The 16,675-nt window shown below is 41.9% G+C and carries 13 protein-coding genes; 7 read left to right on the top strand and 6 right to left on the bottom strand.

Annotated elements, in window-relative coordinates; translation table 11 throughout:
* Nucleotides 1-96: 96 nt before the first annotated feature.
* Nucleotides 97-3,042, bottom strand: a complete 2,946-nt coding sequence (locus NDQ71_RS07760) for a TonB-dependent receptor (RefSeq protein WP_301562532.1) — start codon at nt 3,040-3,042, stop codon at nt 97-99.
* A 340-nt stretch (nt 3,043-3,382) separates the two neighbouring features.
* On the opposite strand from NDQ71_RS07760, the gene NDQ71_RS07755 reads away from it, so the two are divergent.
* Nucleotides 3,383-3,997 (top strand): fumarylacetoacetate hydrolase family protein, encoded by a 615-nt coding sequence (locus tag NDQ71_RS07755; RefSeq protein WP_192542034.1) that lies wholly within the window; start codon nt 3,383-3,385, stop codon nt 3,995-3,997.
* Here the strand turns inward: NDQ71_RS07755 and NDQ71_RS07750 are convergent.
* From NDQ71_RS07750 to NDQ71_RS07740, 3 genes are all read right to left on the bottom strand, one after another.
* On the bottom strand, nt 3,936-4,877 hold the full coding sequence (locus NDQ71_RS07750; RefSeq protein WP_192542035.1) for an ABC transporter substrate-binding protein: 942 nt from the start codon (nt 4,875-4,877) through the stop codon (nt 3,936-3,938). The two genes, NDQ71_RS07755 and NDQ71_RS07750, sit on opposite strands and share 62 nt — an antisense overlap.
* A 210-nt stretch (nt 4,878-5,087) precedes the next feature.
* Entirely contained in the window at nt 5,088-6,140 is a 1,053-nt protein-coding gene (locus NDQ71_RS07745) for an aldo/keto reductase (protein ID WP_301562531.1), read from the bottom strand.
* A gap of 13 nt (nt 6,141-6,153) precedes the next feature.
* Nucleotides 6,154-6,582 (bottom strand): thioesterase family protein, encoded by a 429-nt coding sequence (locus tag NDQ71_RS07740; RefSeq protein ID WP_064667269.1) that lies wholly within the window; start codon nt 6,580-6,582, stop codon nt 6,154-6,156.
* 152 nt (nt 6,583-6,734) lie between these two features.
* On the opposite strand from NDQ71_RS07740, the gene NDQ71_RS07735 reads away from it, so the two are divergent.
* From NDQ71_RS07735 to NDQ71_RS07720, 4 genes are all read left to right on the top strand, one after another.
* On the top strand, nt 6,735-6,938 hold the full coding sequence (locus NDQ71_RS07735) for a hypothetical protein (protein ID WP_192542039.1): 204 nt from the start codon (nt 6,735-6,737) through the stop codon (nt 6,936-6,938).
* Nucleotides 6,939-7,005: 67 nt separating this feature from the next.
* Complete coding sequence (gene dinB / locus NDQ71_RS07730) at nt 7,006-8,058, top strand: DNA polymerase IV (RefSeq protein WP_192542040.1); 1,053 nt, start codon at nt 7,006-7,008, stop codon at nt 8,056-8,058.
* An 82-nt stretch (nt 8,059-8,140) separates the two neighbouring features.
* A complete protein-coding gene (locus NDQ71_RS07725; protein ID WP_192542041.1) occupies nt 8,141-9,823 on the top strand; it encodes a carbon starvation protein A in 1,683 nt (560 codons plus the stop codon).
* A gap of 125 nt (nt 9,824-9,948) precedes the next feature.
* Nucleotides 9,949-11,472: a leucyl aminopeptidase family protein gene (locus NDQ71_RS07720; RefSeq protein ID WP_064667273.1), complete on the top strand. Its 1,524-nt coding sequence runs from the start codon at nt 9,949-9,951 to the stop codon at nt 11,470-11,472.
* 77 nt (nt 11,473-11,549) lie between these two features.
* Here the strand turns inward: NDQ71_RS07720 and NDQ71_RS07715 are convergent, their stop codons facing one another.
* Both NDQ71_RS07715 and NDQ71_RS07710 read right to left on the bottom strand, forming a co-directional pair.
* Entirely contained in the window at nt 11,550-13,187 is a 1,638-nt protein-coding gene (locus tag NDQ71_RS07715) for a methyl-accepting chemotaxis protein (RefSeq protein ID WP_192542042.1), read from the bottom strand.
* A 184-nt stretch (nt 13,188-13,371) separates the two neighbouring features.
* The gene (locus NDQ71_RS07710) at nt 13,372-15,597 is read right to left on the bottom strand and encodes a S9 family peptidase (protein ID WP_192542043.1); all 2,226 of its coding nucleotides are present in this window, start codon (nt 15,595-15,597) and stop codon (nt 13,372-13,374) included.
* A 110-nt stretch (nt 15,598-15,707) separates the two neighbouring features.
* On the opposite strand from NDQ71_RS07710, the gene NDQ71_RS07705 reads away from it, so the two are divergent.
* Together NDQ71_RS07705 and NDQ71_RS07700 are read left to right on the top strand one after the other, a co-directional pair.
* Entirely contained in the window at nt 15,708-16,103 is a 396-nt protein-coding gene (locus NDQ71_RS07705) for an HIT domain-containing protein (RefSeq protein WP_192542044.1), read from the top strand.
* A gap of 31 nt (nt 16,104-16,134) precedes the next feature.
* The gene (locus NDQ71_RS07700) at nt 16,135-16,665 is read left to right on the top strand and encodes a hypothetical protein (RefSeq protein WP_192542045.1); all 531 of its coding nucleotides are present in this window, start codon (nt 16,135-16,137) and stop codon (nt 16,663-16,665) included.
* Nucleotides 16,666-16,675 lie beyond the last annotated feature (10 nt).

The following is a 16,675-nucleotide window of genomic DNA, read 5'->3' as shown; positions in this document are numbered from 1 at the left end:
AATTACCAAATTAAGTCATATACCCTTGCAATAGGGAGGGTATAAATATCGTAGCAAAAAAAAGCCGCTTTGCAGCGGCTTTTTGACAACAAAATGTTAGAAAGCGTAGCGGAAACCGATGTTGTAACGGGCACCGTACTGATTAGCACGTAATAACTGTTCAGAATAACGAACATAAGTACGTTGCGTTTCGTCTGTTAAGTTTAAGCCTTCAACAAACACAGTTAGCTGCTCGTTTACTGCGTAATTCACGTTAATATCCCACTGACCATAAGATTCAGTAAAGATAGGCGATGAATGTTGATCAAAGCCATTTAAGAACTCATCACGCCAGTTATACGATAGACGCGCAGATAAACCGTTTAAATCATAAATTGCTGAGAAATTAGCTGAGTCACTTAACCCTGGTAGTGCAAATTGGTAACCAATTGCATCACGGTCTGCTTCTACATCACCAAATACGAAAGTAGCGTTTGCTACGACACCAAATCCAGTGTCACCAAACATGTGCTGTGCAGCAAGCTCCCAGCCCCATAAATTACCTGTCTCAACATTGTTATCACGAGACACGTCAAAGATAGCGAGTGGATCAGTAGCTGTGCCTGTGATGCCGGTACCTTGTTCCGTACCTTGGTTTTCATTGATCTTGTCGTGAATCGCTTGATCTGAAGGTGTAACCCCTTCGGCTGCTAAGTCTTCACGTGCTTGATTGGCGCGATCACCGACAAATGGGTCGCGAATATCGCCCATGGTTTCTTGTGTAGTAAGATTAACAATAAAGTTTTCCACTTGTTTACGGTAATAACCCGCTGACACATAGCTGCCTTCGCCGTAGTAATATTCAAGTGATAAATCAATATTATCAGATACAAATGGTTTTAAATTTGGGTTACCTACAGCCACTTTACGTTGACCAACCTTAGGGTTACCTAAAAATGAGGTAGTTGAACGTAGTTTATCCACAGGTGGACGAGCCAAGGTACGGCTATAAGAGAAGCGCGCCATAACATCTTGGGCAACTTCTACATTAATATCTAAGTTTGGTAAAAACTCACTGGTGCTACCTGTACCTTCAGAGAAAATTGTATCACCAAAGTCATATGACCATTCGTTACCGTTTATCCAGACCATACTATTAGCAGGCTGCTCTGAGCTATCAGAGCTAACATCTGTTTTTTCATAACGTAAGCCAACCGCCATGGTGACGTACATGTTGTTAAATTCGGTTTCAAAGTTTGCTTGCGTGTAGAATGAGAGCGTTTTCTCGCTAACACGTTGATCGTTGTCGATAGGGCCTGCTTGCACTTTGCCATTTAACTCGGCTGGCCAACTACAGGCACCAATACCACCATCAGGGTGATCACAATCAATGCTTTCTGCGATTGCCACAATTTCATCAAAATCAGCATCGTAATAGTAGTTAAGTAGTTTGTCGTTACCACCACCTGAAAAACCATCGAGTAAGCCTGAGCTGTCAACACGAGTAAACAAGCTATCGTCGTACCAATCTGCTGAGTTTAACCACCAACCTGCAGCTAGCTGCTCTGAGTAGGCTTGAGTCGTTCTAAATTCAATTTTAGTATGTGATACGCCAAAGTTGATACTTGATAGGGCGCCACTGTTTTCGTTATACCAAGTACTTTTTAGCTGGTATTGATCAAGGTCGTTGGTATTTGTATCTTTATTTACACCGGCAAACAAACTACCCATATCGCTTGGTAGTAATTCTGCTTGGCCATTAGTTAAGGTCATACCGATCAGCGGGATTTCGCCTTGGCTAAAATCAGCCATTTTTTCATCGATATTAACGGTTGGGTTTTCGCACCAATCACATGAGGTGTTACCGATGATCATAAACGCATCATGACCAAGACCTACACCGGCGCTTTCTGCTGATGAATTATGAGCGTCAAATTCAATGTTGAAGTTATCAGTCACTTGCCAATCAAGGTTTAAACCCAGTGATTTATTCTCGTTGGTTGTTGCACCACGGTTTAAGTTGGTAGAGTAGTCGCCACCAAATTCGCTTACTTGTGTGTACGTACCATTTTCATTGATGTTAGCTGAATTTACGTTACCACCGTTGTTAAACCATACACCAAAACTACGGCCATCTTTTTCAAACTCAAGTTTTGAATAGGTGTAATCAAGCGTAGCTGTTAGTTTTTCAGATGGAGCATATTGCAGCACTAATTGACCATTGGTACGTTTACGGGTGTTATCTGAAAATGCATAACCGGCATTTTGCGGATACCAGGTGTTGCCGTCTGCACGTTGGTTGTTATCAGTCACTGATAAACCCGGTGATGCTGAAATATCAACATTTGGGATCCAGTTATCAACCGCCATTGATTGTTCGCGGTTATCACGTTCTTGCACTGAGCCTGAAATTAAAATACCGAATTTGTCGTCATTAAATGTGTTGCTGTAAATACCTGAATACTCTGGAGTAATGTCTTTACCATTTACATTTGAGGTGTCGTGTACGGCCTTTGCACCTACCGAAGCATGTAAACCTGGGTTCGATAAAGGTTTTGCGGTACTGATATTAACCGTTGCACCAATACCACCACTTGGAATGTCTGCGCGGGCTGTTTTATAGACCTCAACACCGCTAACACTCTCGGTGGCAATGTTTGCAAAGTCGAAAGAACGGCCACCAGATGTTGGCATTTGGCGGCCATTCAATGTTACTAAGTTAAATTCAGGGCCAAAACCACGCACGGTGATTTTACTGCCTTCACCGTTACTACGGTCGATTGATACACCTGTGATCCGTTGCAGCGACTCAGCAAGGTTAGTATCTGGGAATTTACCAATATCTTCAGAAGTAATGGCATCCACAACGCCAGCGGATTGGCGTTTGATATCCATAGACTTCACTAAGCTGCCGCGAATACCGGAAACTTGAATAACTTCCATATCTGTTTTTGCAGCGGACTCTTCTTCGGCGGCAGCGGTATGAGGAATTAGCACGCTTAAGCCCATAGCCATGGATAGACTAATAGCAAGCTGCTTTTTCTTGAAATGTGTGTGGTTCATGCAAATCTCCAGATTTGGTTTTATTGTTATGTTTGTCGTCTAATGTAAGCGCTTACATTCAGTTAGAAAAAAACCGCCGAACCCGATTTTATTTATGTAACCGCTTACATTAAGTTAGTAGAAAGTAAAACAATCGTCAATAGTTATTAGTTTATGTACCTGCGGCTAATCGGTATGTTTATGTTATTATAGGAAATATTTAATCATAATTATTTGCTAAGCTGTTGTTTGTCACCATTTTTAGTGTCAAATATAGGAATAAATGTATGATAATGCTTGTTAAAACTTTTAACTTATTACCATTATTAGCAACAACACATACGTAGGAGGAAGGTTTGCAATGAATACTGTTAAAGTTGCAGGGCAGTTGGTTACACCGAATAAAATTATTTGTATTGGCCGTAATTATGCGGCGCACATTGCTGAGTTGGGCAATGAAACCCCCAGTGAAATGTTGTTATTTACAAAACCAAACAGCGCTATTAGTGAACAGCTAAATAGTCAGCATAATCAAGACACTTTACACTTTGAGACTGAACTGTGTTTTATCGTTAAAAATAATCAGCTTAGTGCTGTGGGCTTAGGGTTAGATTTAACAAAAAGAGCAGTGCAAACACATTTAAAAACCAAAGGTTTACCATGGGAGCGTGCTAAAGCGTTTGATGGCTCGGCATTGTTTAGTGAGTTTGTAGCAATTACAGATGAGCAGCAGTTATTTAGTTTCACGTTAACGATTGATGGCTGTATACAGCAACAAGGTGATAGTAAATTAATGATCCACAAGGCAGAGGATATTCTAGCTGAAATTAGTCAATTTATGAGCTTACAAGATGGCGATATCATCATGACTGGCACGCCCGCAGGGGTTGGTGAGGTCAGCAAAGGGAAGACATTTAACGCTCAGCTTTATCTGGGTTCTGAACTATTGCTGGAACAACACTGGTTGGCGAATTAAAATTTAGTATCAGTTGTTGATAGTGCATATTAAAATCAGGAAAAGTGGCTGCTAACCATTGTCGCTGTGATATTTGATATTGCTCTGATGATAAAATACTTTGTTGTAATACTTGATTTATCTGTCGAAGAGCATTATCAGCAAAGTTGTTTGCTGCATGCGAAGAGCAACCCACAGCTCCTAAAACCAGATTATCTTGATGATTAGTAATCGGCAGGGTGACTACATTAGTAAGGGGAGTAAAGCGGTTAAAATAGTCAGCTAAAAAAGGATAATCAATGGTGTAGTCAATGTAGCCATGATTGATCCTATTGATTACTGCACTGCTTTCATTGTCACTATTCCAGCTTAATGACGCATTTTCATAGCTTTTAGTGTTGCGGGTGATAGTGTTTAATGCTGGGGTAAATTTACGCGCAGCGCTTTGTCCAAACACAAAGTTATCATCAGTTAGCAGTTTCACTAGGTTGACGGGAGAGCTATGCCGTTGGCTTATTAGAGTGGCATTTTGCTCTGTAGTGATAATCGCAAATGGTGGGTAAACCGTTGTAGGGATTGAATAAGTCGCTCTGGTTGTTTTTTTCTGGCGGTGGATCATACATGGAAAGCACGCGGTTTGTCCCTCATCAAGATATTTTCCAATACGTTTTTGCGGCACTATCAAGCGAGTATGCGTTATGTTGGGTAGTTCATTAATAAGCTGTTCAACTAAATAATCACATAATCCACCTGTAGGTGCGTCCTCTGTTTTAGGAAGATGAAAGGGGGGAGTATCACTTTGGAGCCAAGTGATGTGGGTAACTTCGTCTGTATTATTAGCCTGTATGTTGGTACTCAAAAAGACAGTGAATAAAGTAACAATGTAATACACATTACGCATGATTAAATACCTTATCCGTTAATAGCTTATGTCGAGTATACAACAACAGCTATTTAGTGCGAGTAAAGAGGGACTGATTGCTTATTTTTTTTCAATAAGTTGTATCGTAAAGAGACTCTGTTTTATGTAAAGCCCAGCAGAAAAACCAGCTTGGGCTTTTGTCGATCTAAAAAATAGCTAGGAACCCACTTTAGAATTAATTTACTTTGATCAAAATGGCATAGGGTATTGTCTAAATATATCGCCAATATCAGTGAGTGCTTGCTCACTTAATTCGATATTAAACGCATTTATGTCTTCTTTTAATTGCGCTAAGCTTGTCGCACCTATAATTGATGATGTTACACCATCGACTTGGTTGCACCATGCTAGTGCTAATTGAGCTGGAGTTAGTTTGTATTGCTGGGCAATCTCAACATAGTGACTAACTGCTTGCTGTGATTGCGCCGTATCACGGAACAAACCATTGCGTTGTACTAAGGTCCAGCGGCTTCCTTGCGGGCGAGCCCCATTTAAGTATTTACCCGTTAACATACCGCCTGCAAGTGGTGACCATGGCAGGTAGGCAATATCTTCGTGGATACATTGTTCGATCAGATAAGGCCAATCTTTTGCGTGTAATAAACTAAACTCATTTTGAATTGATACCATGCGGGGTAAATTGTGTTGTTCACTTAAACTTAAAAATTGGCTAATCCCCCAAGGAGTGTCATCAGATAAGCCACAATGTTTAATTTTACCGGCTTTAACACAGTCATTTAACCCTTCCAGGATGTCTAGCATACCAGCGGTATGCTGCTGTGTGTTGGCATCACTAAAACGGATCATGCCAGGCCACTGTTTGCTAAAGTGAGGCGACTGGCGGTTTGGCCAATGCAATTGATATAAATCGATGACATCGGTTTGCAGGCGTTTCAATGATTCATCAACGGCGCTGACCACCGTTTGACGTGTAATATCACCACCATCACGCACCCAAGATAGACCATTACCTGCAATTTTAGTTGCTAGTACAATATCATTACGCTTACTTGGATTGCGTGATAGCCAGTTTCCGATAATTTGCTCTGTCTTTCCGTAAGTATCAGGGGTGGGTGGAATGGCATACATTTCAGCGGTATCAATAAAATTAACACCTTGGTCTAGGGCGTAAGCTATTTGCTCATCTGCATCAGCTTGATTATTTTGTACGCCCCACGTCATACTGCCTAAGCACACGCGTGACACATTAATGCCACTACTACCAAGAGGGTTATAACGCATAATGATTCCTTACTTAATCTTGCGAGTAGGTTTTAAGAGCGGCTAAAAGAGGCTCGCTTAAGTTGGCTTTTTTGCCGGTTTTAAAGTTGAACATCACCACTTGTGATGAGCCAATAGTTGTTAACGCGTTTTGTGCTTGGCTAAATACATTGTAATGCATCATAAAACGATCAGCTTGAATGTCACTGATTGTAACGCCAACAAGTACTGTATCAGGGAACGTAACAGGGCGCTTATAACGGGCGTTATTTTCACTGATCACAGGACCGACACCGGTTTTTTGTAAGTCTTCAAGCAAATTAATTTGGTTAAAAAAATCAATTCGGGCAGTTTCAAAATAACGAAAATAAACGACATTATTAACGTGCTGTAAGGCATCCATTTCACCCCAAGCAACATTAATTTTGGTATGAATAGGGTGTTGTTCTATAAACGATTGCATAAACAAACTCGATTACTGTAATGAATACTCAGGTTAGCAATATGCTGCTTTTAGCTCAAGAAAATTAGAAAAATCATCAAAACATGCTAGCTTTAGTAGTTCACGCTTACGTAAATGATAACTTTCAGTTTGATGATTTAAAGGAGCAAATTATGAACTTAGTTGCAGCAAAAATTACCAAATGGTTGGCCCTGCTTGGCCTGCTGGGTTTAGCATTTTTGTGTTATGCAATGGGCAACGCATCAGGTGCTATAGCATTAGTGATCCTTGGCTTTGTATTCGAAGGTGCTTTTTGGTTGTTTGGGCATAGATTATTTTCACGCAAGAAAAATATAGAAAGTGAATCTCCCAGCTGATAACTTGCTTATAGGGTAAAGTTAATTAATAATAACTGTTCATATATACAGTTGTTTGGTTTTGGGAATGAAAAAGTTTATTCATATTGACATGGATTGCTTTTATGCCGCGGTTGAAATGCGCGACAATCCAGCGTTAGCTAATGTGCCGTTGGCTATTGGTGGTAATAGTAGAAGAGGCGTACTGTCGACGGCAAACTATATTGCTCGTGAATACGGTGTGCGCTCGGCTATGTCCAACTATCATGCTAAACAACGCTGCCCTGATTTAGTGATTGTGCCTGGCCGTATGCAGGTATACAAAGCAATTTCTCTACAAATTCGCGCTATTTTTCAGCGTTATACCGATTTAATCGAACCCCTTTCCTTAGATGAAGCTTACCTTGATGTCACCGACAGCACAGCGTGTAAAGGCAGTGCGACATTAATGGCGCAGCAAATCCGTGCTGATATTTTTGCTGCCACTGGCTTAACGGCATCAGCAGGAGTGGCACCAATCAAATTTATTGCCAAAATTGCCAGTGACGAAAACAAACCAAATGGTCAGTTTGTGGTGTTACCTGAGCAAGTTGATGAGTTTTTGGCGCAATTGCCTTTGGGTAAAATACCCGGCGTTGGTAAGGTCACTTTGGAAAAGCTTAATTTAAAGGGCTTATACACAGGTGCTGATGTGTGCGAAAAAGGCGTAAACTGGATGCAGCAGCATGTTGGCAATTTTGGCGTGTCCTTGTATCAAAAATGTGCAGGCTTACATATTGGTAAAGTATCCACTGAGCGTGTGCGCAAATCGTTAAGCGTTGAACATACCTACGAATACAATAAAACCAGCTTACAAGAATGCCTTGATCAGTTACCTATTTTGTTAGAAGAGCTCACTCGGCGATTAGCAAAACAGCAATTACAACAACGCATCAATAAACTCAGTGTTAAAGTAAAATTCGCCAATTTTGTGGTGACATCGGCAGATCAGTCCTATCATCAAATTGACACAGCTATATTTACTGAACTATTGAGCAAAGCGTATCAACGTGGTCAGCAGCAACCGGTACGATTACTTGGCATCGGGATTGGCGTAAAAAATGAGCCGCAACAGCATCTTCAGTTAAGTATATTAGACTAAAGGTTTAGAGTGTTTTTTACTCAAGTCTTGCTAGTGTAGAAAGTGAACAACACACATTTTTATAACTATAAGAGAGAGTACTATGCAATCAGTTGTTATTGTACTGCTGGGTATGGTTGGAATGCTTTTTGGTTGGTTTGTTTATTCTAAATTTATCGCCGAAAAGATTTTCAAAATGGATGACAGTTTTGTCACCCCAGCACATGAGCTAGAAGATGGTAAGGACTTTGTGCCTACCAATAAGGTGGTGCTATGGGGGCATCACTTTACCTCTGTCGCTGGGGCGGCGCCAATTGTTGGCCCTGCGATTGCTGTTTACTGGGGCTGGGTGCCAGCCGTATTGTGGGTCGTATTAGGTACTATATTTTTTGCCGGTGTGCACGATATGGGCGCGCTTTGGGCTAGTGCCCGTAATAAAGGCAAATCCATGGGCGCGCTCTCAGAAACTGTGATTGGTAAGCGTACCCGCGCGTTATTTATGATTGTGGTTTTTCTGGTGTTATTAATGGTGAATGCGGTGTTTGGGGTGGTGATTGCAAAATCATTTATCAGCAGCCCAAATGCGGTTTTCCCTGCGTGGGCTGCTATTGTGGTAGCGCTCGTGATTGGCCAATTGTTGCGAAAAAAAGTCTCTCTTATACCATTGTGCTTTATTGGTGTCGGGATTTTATATTACACCATCTACTTAGGCAGCAGCATGCCTATTACGCTACCAGATGAGCTATTTGGTTTAAGCGCCAATGCTAACTGGATCATTATTTTATTTATATATGCAGCTATCGCGTCACTGTTACCAGTGTGGATGTTGTTACAACCACGAGATTTCATCAATGGTATGCAATTATTGGTAGGCTTAGTGCTGTTATATGGCGCTGTGTTTGTCTCTATGCCAGATATCACTGCACCTGCGTTTAATACTCAAACAGCGATAGATACTCCGAGTATAATTCCTTTACTGTTTGTGACCATAGCCTGTGGCGCGGTATCGGGCTTTCACGGTATTGTGTCATCGGGTACTAGTTCTAAGCAGCTCAATAAAGAAACCGATGGCCGTTTTGTCGGTTACTTAGGTGCTGTGGGCGAGGGTATGTTAGCCCTGATCACTTTGGTTGCTGTCAGTGGCGTTGCACTTGCGGTGTCTCCTGAAGAGTGGCATGAAATATACAGCCATTTAGGTGCCGGTAGTGTCGGTGCGTTTGTTAGCGGTGGCGCGAACCTAATTGAAACTGGTTGGGGCATTTCTAACGAAGTTGCATCGACATTGCTTGCCGTTATGGTGGTGCTATTTGCTGGCACGACGATGGACTCTGGAGTGCGCTTGCAGCGTTATATCATTCAAGAGTGGGGTGATATTTATAATATTAAAGTGATAAAAAATGGCGTAATAGCCACATTGATTGCAGTGCTAAGTTGTTTATTATTGGCCTTTGGTGCTGGTGGCGCTGATGGTAGTGGTGGCATGATCATTTGGCCGTTGTTTGGCTCAACGAATCAAATTTTAGCGAGCTTAACCTTGTTAGTTATTTCAGTGATGTTGATCAAAGCAAATCGCCCAGCTAAGTACACGCTTATTCCGATGAGTTTTGTGCTAGTGATGGCGTTTTTTGCAGGGGTGATCAAGCTTGGCGAGTATTACCAACAAGGTAACTGGTTATTAGTGACATTGGATATTATTGTATTGATCATCAGTGTGTTGGTAATGCTTGAAGCCTGGTCTGTCATTGCTAAGCATCGCGCAGAGAATAACCCTGTAAGCAGTGAGTAACTGATTTATTTTACACTGTAACTGCAAGTTGCCAGCGGCACATAAGCTTGTCGTGCTTTGCTGGCAATAGCTAGTTAAATCAATGATAATGAGGTCCTCAGTTTTTCGACAACAGGACCTTTTTTATGGCATATCCTCACGCAGTTGCAGCCCCGCAATTAGATAACGCAAAACATGACGCGCTTATTATTATTGCCGATAATTTTTCACAATTAGACGATCCTAATCTAAGTCAAGCGATTAAAGCGCAAATGGCGGTTGATGCACGTATCGGTAAGCAAGTTACTTTCCTCGTGGTTGATTCAAAACGCGTGATTTTAGCACCAACAGGTCCGTTAAATCGTGATTATGATGATGTCCGACGTTACTTTGATGCTGCTAAACTCGCTATTATTGAGGCGAAAGCATCGGGCAGCACTAAGCCTGCTATTTACTTACCACAAGCAAGCCAAGACAGCCGTTATCAATATGCTTTAGAAGTGGCCTACTTAGGTGCATGCCAAGCTCTTTGGCAGCCACTAGAAGCACGTGAGCATCATGGTGAAAGCATTGAGCCAATTACCCAAATTGCACTATTTGGTGCCAATGAGCAAACCATTAAAGCGGTTAATGCGATTGCTGCTGGGCAATACGCAGCGCGTGATTTATGTGGTACTGAACCTGAGCGTATGGCGCCACCGCGCTTTGCAGATTACTGCGTAGATTTATTTAAAGGCTCTAAAGTAAGCGTTGAAGTGATTGCCGATATTGCCACTATCGATAAAGAATACCCGATGATGAGCACAGTGGCTCGCGCTTCATACGCGGTAGAACGTCATCACCCGCGTGTTGTTAAACTTGAATATGTGCCAGAAGGTGACGTTACTCGTACTTTGATGTTTGTTGGTAAAGGCTTAGTGTACGACACTGGTGGTGCAGACTTAAAAGTAGGCGGCTTTATGGCGGGTATGAGCCGCGATAAAGGCGGCGCTGCGTCTGTTGCTGGGTTCATGAAATCAGTTGCTGATTTTGCACCTAAGGGTGTAAAAGTAATTGCCTTTTTAGCGGTGGTACGTAACTCGATTGGCTCTGATTGTTTTGTGCCAGATGAAATTATCACCAGCCGTGAAGGTGTTCGTGTACGTATTGGTAACACCGATGCGGAAGGTCGCTTAGCGATGGGGGATTTACTAAGCGAAATGAAAGAGCTTGCTAAAACCCAAGTGAACCCAGAGCTCTTTACTGTTGCGACATTAACCGGCCACGCTGCCCGTGCCATGGGTCCATACAGTGCGTATGTTGAAAACGGCCCAGCACGAGCTGCGAATATCTCTCGTAAATTGGCTGATTGTGGTGATTTATGGGCAGATGGCGCAGAAGTTTCTCGCAGCCGCCGTGAAGACTATGACTTTATTAAACCGCGCACACTAGCGGATGATGTGCTATCAAGTAACAACGCGGCATCGGCTGTCACTGCGCGCGGACACCAGTTCCCAATGGCGTTTTTAGCGATTGTGGGTGGCCTTGATAAACATGGCACTGACTCTGCCCAGCCAATTCCCTATGTGCATATGGATATTGCCGGTAGTGGTGTTGAAGGTGGCGATTGGCAACATGGCAAGCCTACAGCCGCAGGTTTAAGCAGCCTGTTTGCTCGTTACTGTTTATAATCTTATCGTTAATTTATAGACAAAAGCCCCGTTATTAACCATAACGGGGCTTTTTTATTCCCTCATCATGGTAAGTATCAATCTAACTTAAAGCGGCCCACAACATCGCTTAGTCCTTGACTGCTGTGTTTTAAGTTATCACTGGCGCTAGAAAGTTGCGCTGTATTCGCTAATGAATGCTCCGTTGATTGCGATAATTCATTAATACGTAAATTCACTTCGTCAGCGGCACTTGATTGTTGCTCGGTTGCACGGGCAATTTGGCCGTTCATATCGGTGATCACAGAGACCAGTCTCTCAATTTCAGTTAACGAGTTATTGGCAGTGCCCGCTTGCTCTACGGTGCTAGTTGATAGTTGTTGGCTCGCCGTGACAGCTTCCACCGCCGCCTGCGCGCCTTTTTGTAGTTTGGCTATCATGGCTTGAATTTCGTCGGTACTTTTACCTGTGCGACTAGCTAGTGTACGTACTTCATCGGCAACAACGGCAAAGCCACGGCCTTGTTCACCAGCGCGTGCCGCCTCAATTGCAGCATTGAGCGCGAGTAAATTGGTTTGTTCAGCGATCCCTCTAATTACATCAAGCACTGAGCCAATATTATTACTTTCGTTGGCTAAATCGGCAGTCACTTGACTCACTGTTTCAATATTCTGTGATAGGGTTTCAATGGCTTTAATTGTTTTTGCCACCACTTCTTTACCTTGTGAGGCATTACTTGCCGCATCAACAGCAGCATGTTCGGCAGCCTCAGCATTACGACTTACATCATGTATTTGATGGGTCATCTGTTCCATTGCTGCAGCTACTTGGGTTGAGCTGTCATTTTGCAGCTCGATGAAAGAATGATTGGTTTTACTTGCATCATCAACAGTCTGTGCATGATGGTTTACATCATAAGCATTGGTCGCGACTTGTTTAAGTGATTCGCGAATTTTTGTGGTATATAAATTAAAGTATCGAGATAAACGCGATACTTCATCATTGCCGCTCTCATCTAATACCTGCGTTAAATCGCCTTCACCTTGTGAAATATCTTTCATCATATCGGCAGCAAGTTGGGTTGGCAGTAAAATACTTCGTGCAATTAAGTAACTTAAGCTAATAAATAGTATAAGAATAATACTGGCATTGATGATCATTAGGGTTCGCAGTTCAGAGAATGCTTCATCAATCGTATCTAAATATACACCTGAGCCAATGATCCACTGCCAAGGCGTAAAGCCTTTCACAAATGCAATTTTATCTACTGGTTGATCTTTACCTGGTTTAGGCCATTTATAGGGCACGAAGCCGCTGCCTTGTTGTTTTACTATATTCACCATTTCAATAAATAATAGAGTGCCATCGGGATCCTTGTTGTTGGCTAAAGATTTACCATTGAGGTCTGGCTTAATTGGATGCATCACCATATTTGGCTGATAGTCGTTGATCCAGTAATAGTTGCTTTCGTCATAACGCATGGCTGCAATGGTATCTAAGGCATGTTGTTGTGCTTGCTGTTTGTTTAATGTGCCAGCCTGTTCTAAAGAGTAAGCATGGCTAATAAGGCTATGAGCTGCTTCCACTAAGTTTTTTGTTTTAGTATATTGTTCTGTTTTTAATGAACTATATTGTTGCGTAAGGCTGGTAATACTTAAGAAAAGTAAGCCAATTACCACCACACTAACCAGCATTGCTAAACGCTGGAAAATTGTAAAACGGCGTAGATACGACATAGAAGATCCTTTGTGTGTGCTCGCATTGTTCGCGAATATCATTAAGCGTAGTTAAAAAGGTATAAAAATCTAGGTAATTAGCGGTTATTATTAATAATAAATAACGCTGCAATTTTTATTAATGCAAAAAAAAGGCTGATCACACAATCAGCCTTTAGCTTAATTATAAAACAATTGAAGCATGTTATTTAACGTCAAAATGGCGGTTAAAGAAACTGGTAATTGTTTGATGTAAATGCGTTTGTACACTTTTACCACGTAAGCTGTGCTTTGAACCTGGGTAGGTCATCATCTCAAACTGCTTTTCGTTATCTTGCAGTTGTTTAAATAACTTAGTGGCATGCGTGAACAATACGTTGTCATCAGCCATACCATGGTAGATCATTAATGGCCCTTTTAAGCCATCTGCGTATGGGAATACAGCACTGTCGGTGTAACCTTTAGCGTTTGTTTCAGGATGGCCTAAATAGCGCTCTGTGTAATGCGTATCATACAATGCCCAATCAGTTACGGGTGCACCAGATACGCCCGCTTGGAAGTAATCACCGGCTTTAAACATGGTCATTAATGCCATATAACCGCCATAGCTGTGGCCATAAATACCAATACGCTGCGGGTCAACGTAATCAAGAGTACGTAAAAATTCCACGCCCTTGATTTGGTCGGCTACTTCCACCACACCTAAATGCTTGTATATGGCATCTTCGAACTTTTTACCGCGATTATATGAACCACGGTTATCAAGTTGGAAAACCGCGTAACCTTGTTGTGCCATATATTGGAAGTACAAGTTTTTGCTGCGCCAGCTATTAGTTACACGTTGTGCATGTGGGCCGCCATAAACATTCACCAGTACAGGGTGCTTTTTGCCATCGTTAATAGTGGCGGGTTTAAATAAACGGTAATGCATTACTTGGCCATCATCCGCTTTTATTGTGCCGTATTCTGGCTCAGCTAAGTCAGCTAAATAAGGTGTAAGAGGGTGTGTTTTATCTAGTTTGTTTTCCTCAAGCCAAGTAATGAACTCACCGTTTATTTTACGAAGGGCAGCGGAGCCAGGTTTATTTACCGATGAGCTGTTATCAATAAATGTTTTACTGTCTTTGGCAATGACGACATTATGATATTGACCTTGTTCGGTAATACGCTTGATATCGCCCTTTTTAAATAACGGCACACTGTATAAGTGGCTTTCTAGAGGCGTGTCTTTACGACCTGCAAAATAGACGATGCCTTTTTTCTCATCAATACCTTTTAAACTATCAACCACCCAGTCACCGTTTGTGATTTGGCGTACTAATTTACCGTTACTACGATAAAGGTATAAATGCTTGTAACCATTGCGCTCAGAGGCCCATACAAAGTGTTTTTTGTCTTTTAAAAACTGTAGGTCAAAATGTAGGTTGATCCAAGTATCGCTGGTTTCAGTTAAGGCCACTTTTTGCTCTTTTGTGTCGCTGTTATAAAAGCGCAATTCTAGCGTGTGTTGAGAGCGGTCTTGCCATTGGTATGAAAGCGTTTTATCGTCTTCTAACCATTTGGCACGGGCGATATAAATATCGTCGTCTTTACCAAGGTCAACCCAATCAACACTTTGATCGTTAATAGCGACAACACCAAGTTGGATTTTTACATTGTTGGTGCCAGTAAATGGGTAGCGTTGGTTGAAGAGTTTCACTTCTTCAGCGTAAATTTCGTTGCGGATCGCTTCTTCAACCGGGCTTTCGTCAATACGGGTGAAAGCGATTTTTGATTCATCGCCTGACCACCAGTAACCCGTCATTCGGCCCATTTCTTCTTGCGCAACAAATTCAGCCATGCCGTTTTTGATCACGCCACCGCCATCTTTGCTCAGTTGAATTTCTTTACCTGATTTTAAGTTAAGCGCGTACAGGTTTTGTTCACGCACAAACGAGACAAAATTACCTTTTGGTGAAAAACGGGCATCTGTTTCAAATGCTTCGGTATCGGTTAGTTTGCGGCTTTTTGCTGAGGCAAGCTCGTAGTAATAAAGGTCGCCATTAAGTGGAAATAACAGCGCTTTGCCATCCTTAGACCACTTGTATTCTAAAATACCTTTACCAAAAATACGTTGACGTTCGCGGCGTGCTTTTTCTTCGTCTGAGAGATTTTCTGGGCCAGAAAATAGCTTAGCTGAATCCACTAACATACTATTTTTGTTGTCTTTTAAATTGTATTCCCATAAATCATAGCGGTTGTAATCATCGCTTTTACCTTGCAAATAGGTAACACGGCTACCATCAGGTGAAAACTTAAGTTGTACGGGGGCTTTACCCGCTAAACTAGGATCATCAAAGATACGTTCTAACGTAAGTGGCTGTGCTTGCACTGTAATGGTCGTTACCACCAAAGGAAGCACCCATGAGAGGTGTTTAATTTTTTTTAACACGTGTTTACCTTCGCTCGAATAAAAACTGCCATGATGGTAAAGCCAAGCGTGGGCAACTGCAACTAAATGCTATAAAGTAGCGAAAAAGTACTTTTGGTAAGGAATAAAAAATGACGGTTGAATTTTCTCTCGCCCCAGAGCTTGCTCGTGATTGTATTGAAGTGGCAGATTGGCCTTTATGTAAAGTATTACTGATGAATGACAGCCAATATCCTTGGTTTATTTTGGTACCTCGTAAGGCGGGTTTAAAAGAGAGCATTGATTTAGATGACGCTGAACAATTGCTATTAATGAAAGAGTCAGCGAAATTAAGTCTGTTACTTAAAGAAGTGTTTAACCCAGATAAACTCAATGTTGCCGCGCTTGGTAATATGGTGCCCCAGTTACACATTCATCATATTGCACGTTTTAAAAGCGACGCCGCATGGCCTGCGCCTGTTTGGGGCAAGTTTCCGAGCATCCCTTATACTAATGAGCAGGTAGAACAATTAAAAACGCATTTTTGAAAATCAGAATGAGTTACTTTTAGGGGATAGTATGAAATTAATAAAGCAACTTTGTGCCAGTGTATTTATTGCAGCCATTGCTGCTTCAACAGTGGTAGCGAGCGAGAAGCCCGTAGCTATAGAATTGGTAAATAACGCCAATATTAAAAACTTGGCAGCACATAACAACTTGGTTTTTTCAGCAGCGCAACCAACTGATGAGCAGTTTAAGCAACTATCGCACGCTAAGGTGAAGCACGTAATTAATTTACGAGCAGCCAATGAGCAAGATTGGGATGAAGGGGCGTTAGTAAACTCTTTAGGGATGAACTATCACGCAATTGAGATTGCGGGTGTACAAGATGTAAACATTGATAATGCAAAACGATTAGCCAGTCTTTTAAAGCAACTCAAAGGTGAGTCAGTGGTTGTTCATTGTGCAAGCAGTAATCGCGTTGGTGCATTAATGGCTATTTCAGCCCATCAGCAAGGCGCTGATATAGAGTCTGCAATTGAAACCGGTAAGCAGTGGGGAATGGCAAGTCTAGAGCCGATTGTTCGTGAAGTCATGAGTGATAAATAATTGGACAGAT

The organism is Pseudoalteromonas sp. KG3 (assembly GCF_030436385.1).
GTDB classification, from domain to species: domain Bacteria; phylum Pseudomonadota; class Gammaproteobacteria; order Enterobacterales; family Alteromonadaceae; genus Pseudoalteromonas; species Pseudoalteromonas prydzensis.
The sequence above is the reverse complement of the archived record's forward strand: the minus strand, read 5'-3'. Positions and strand labels throughout refer to the sequence as shown.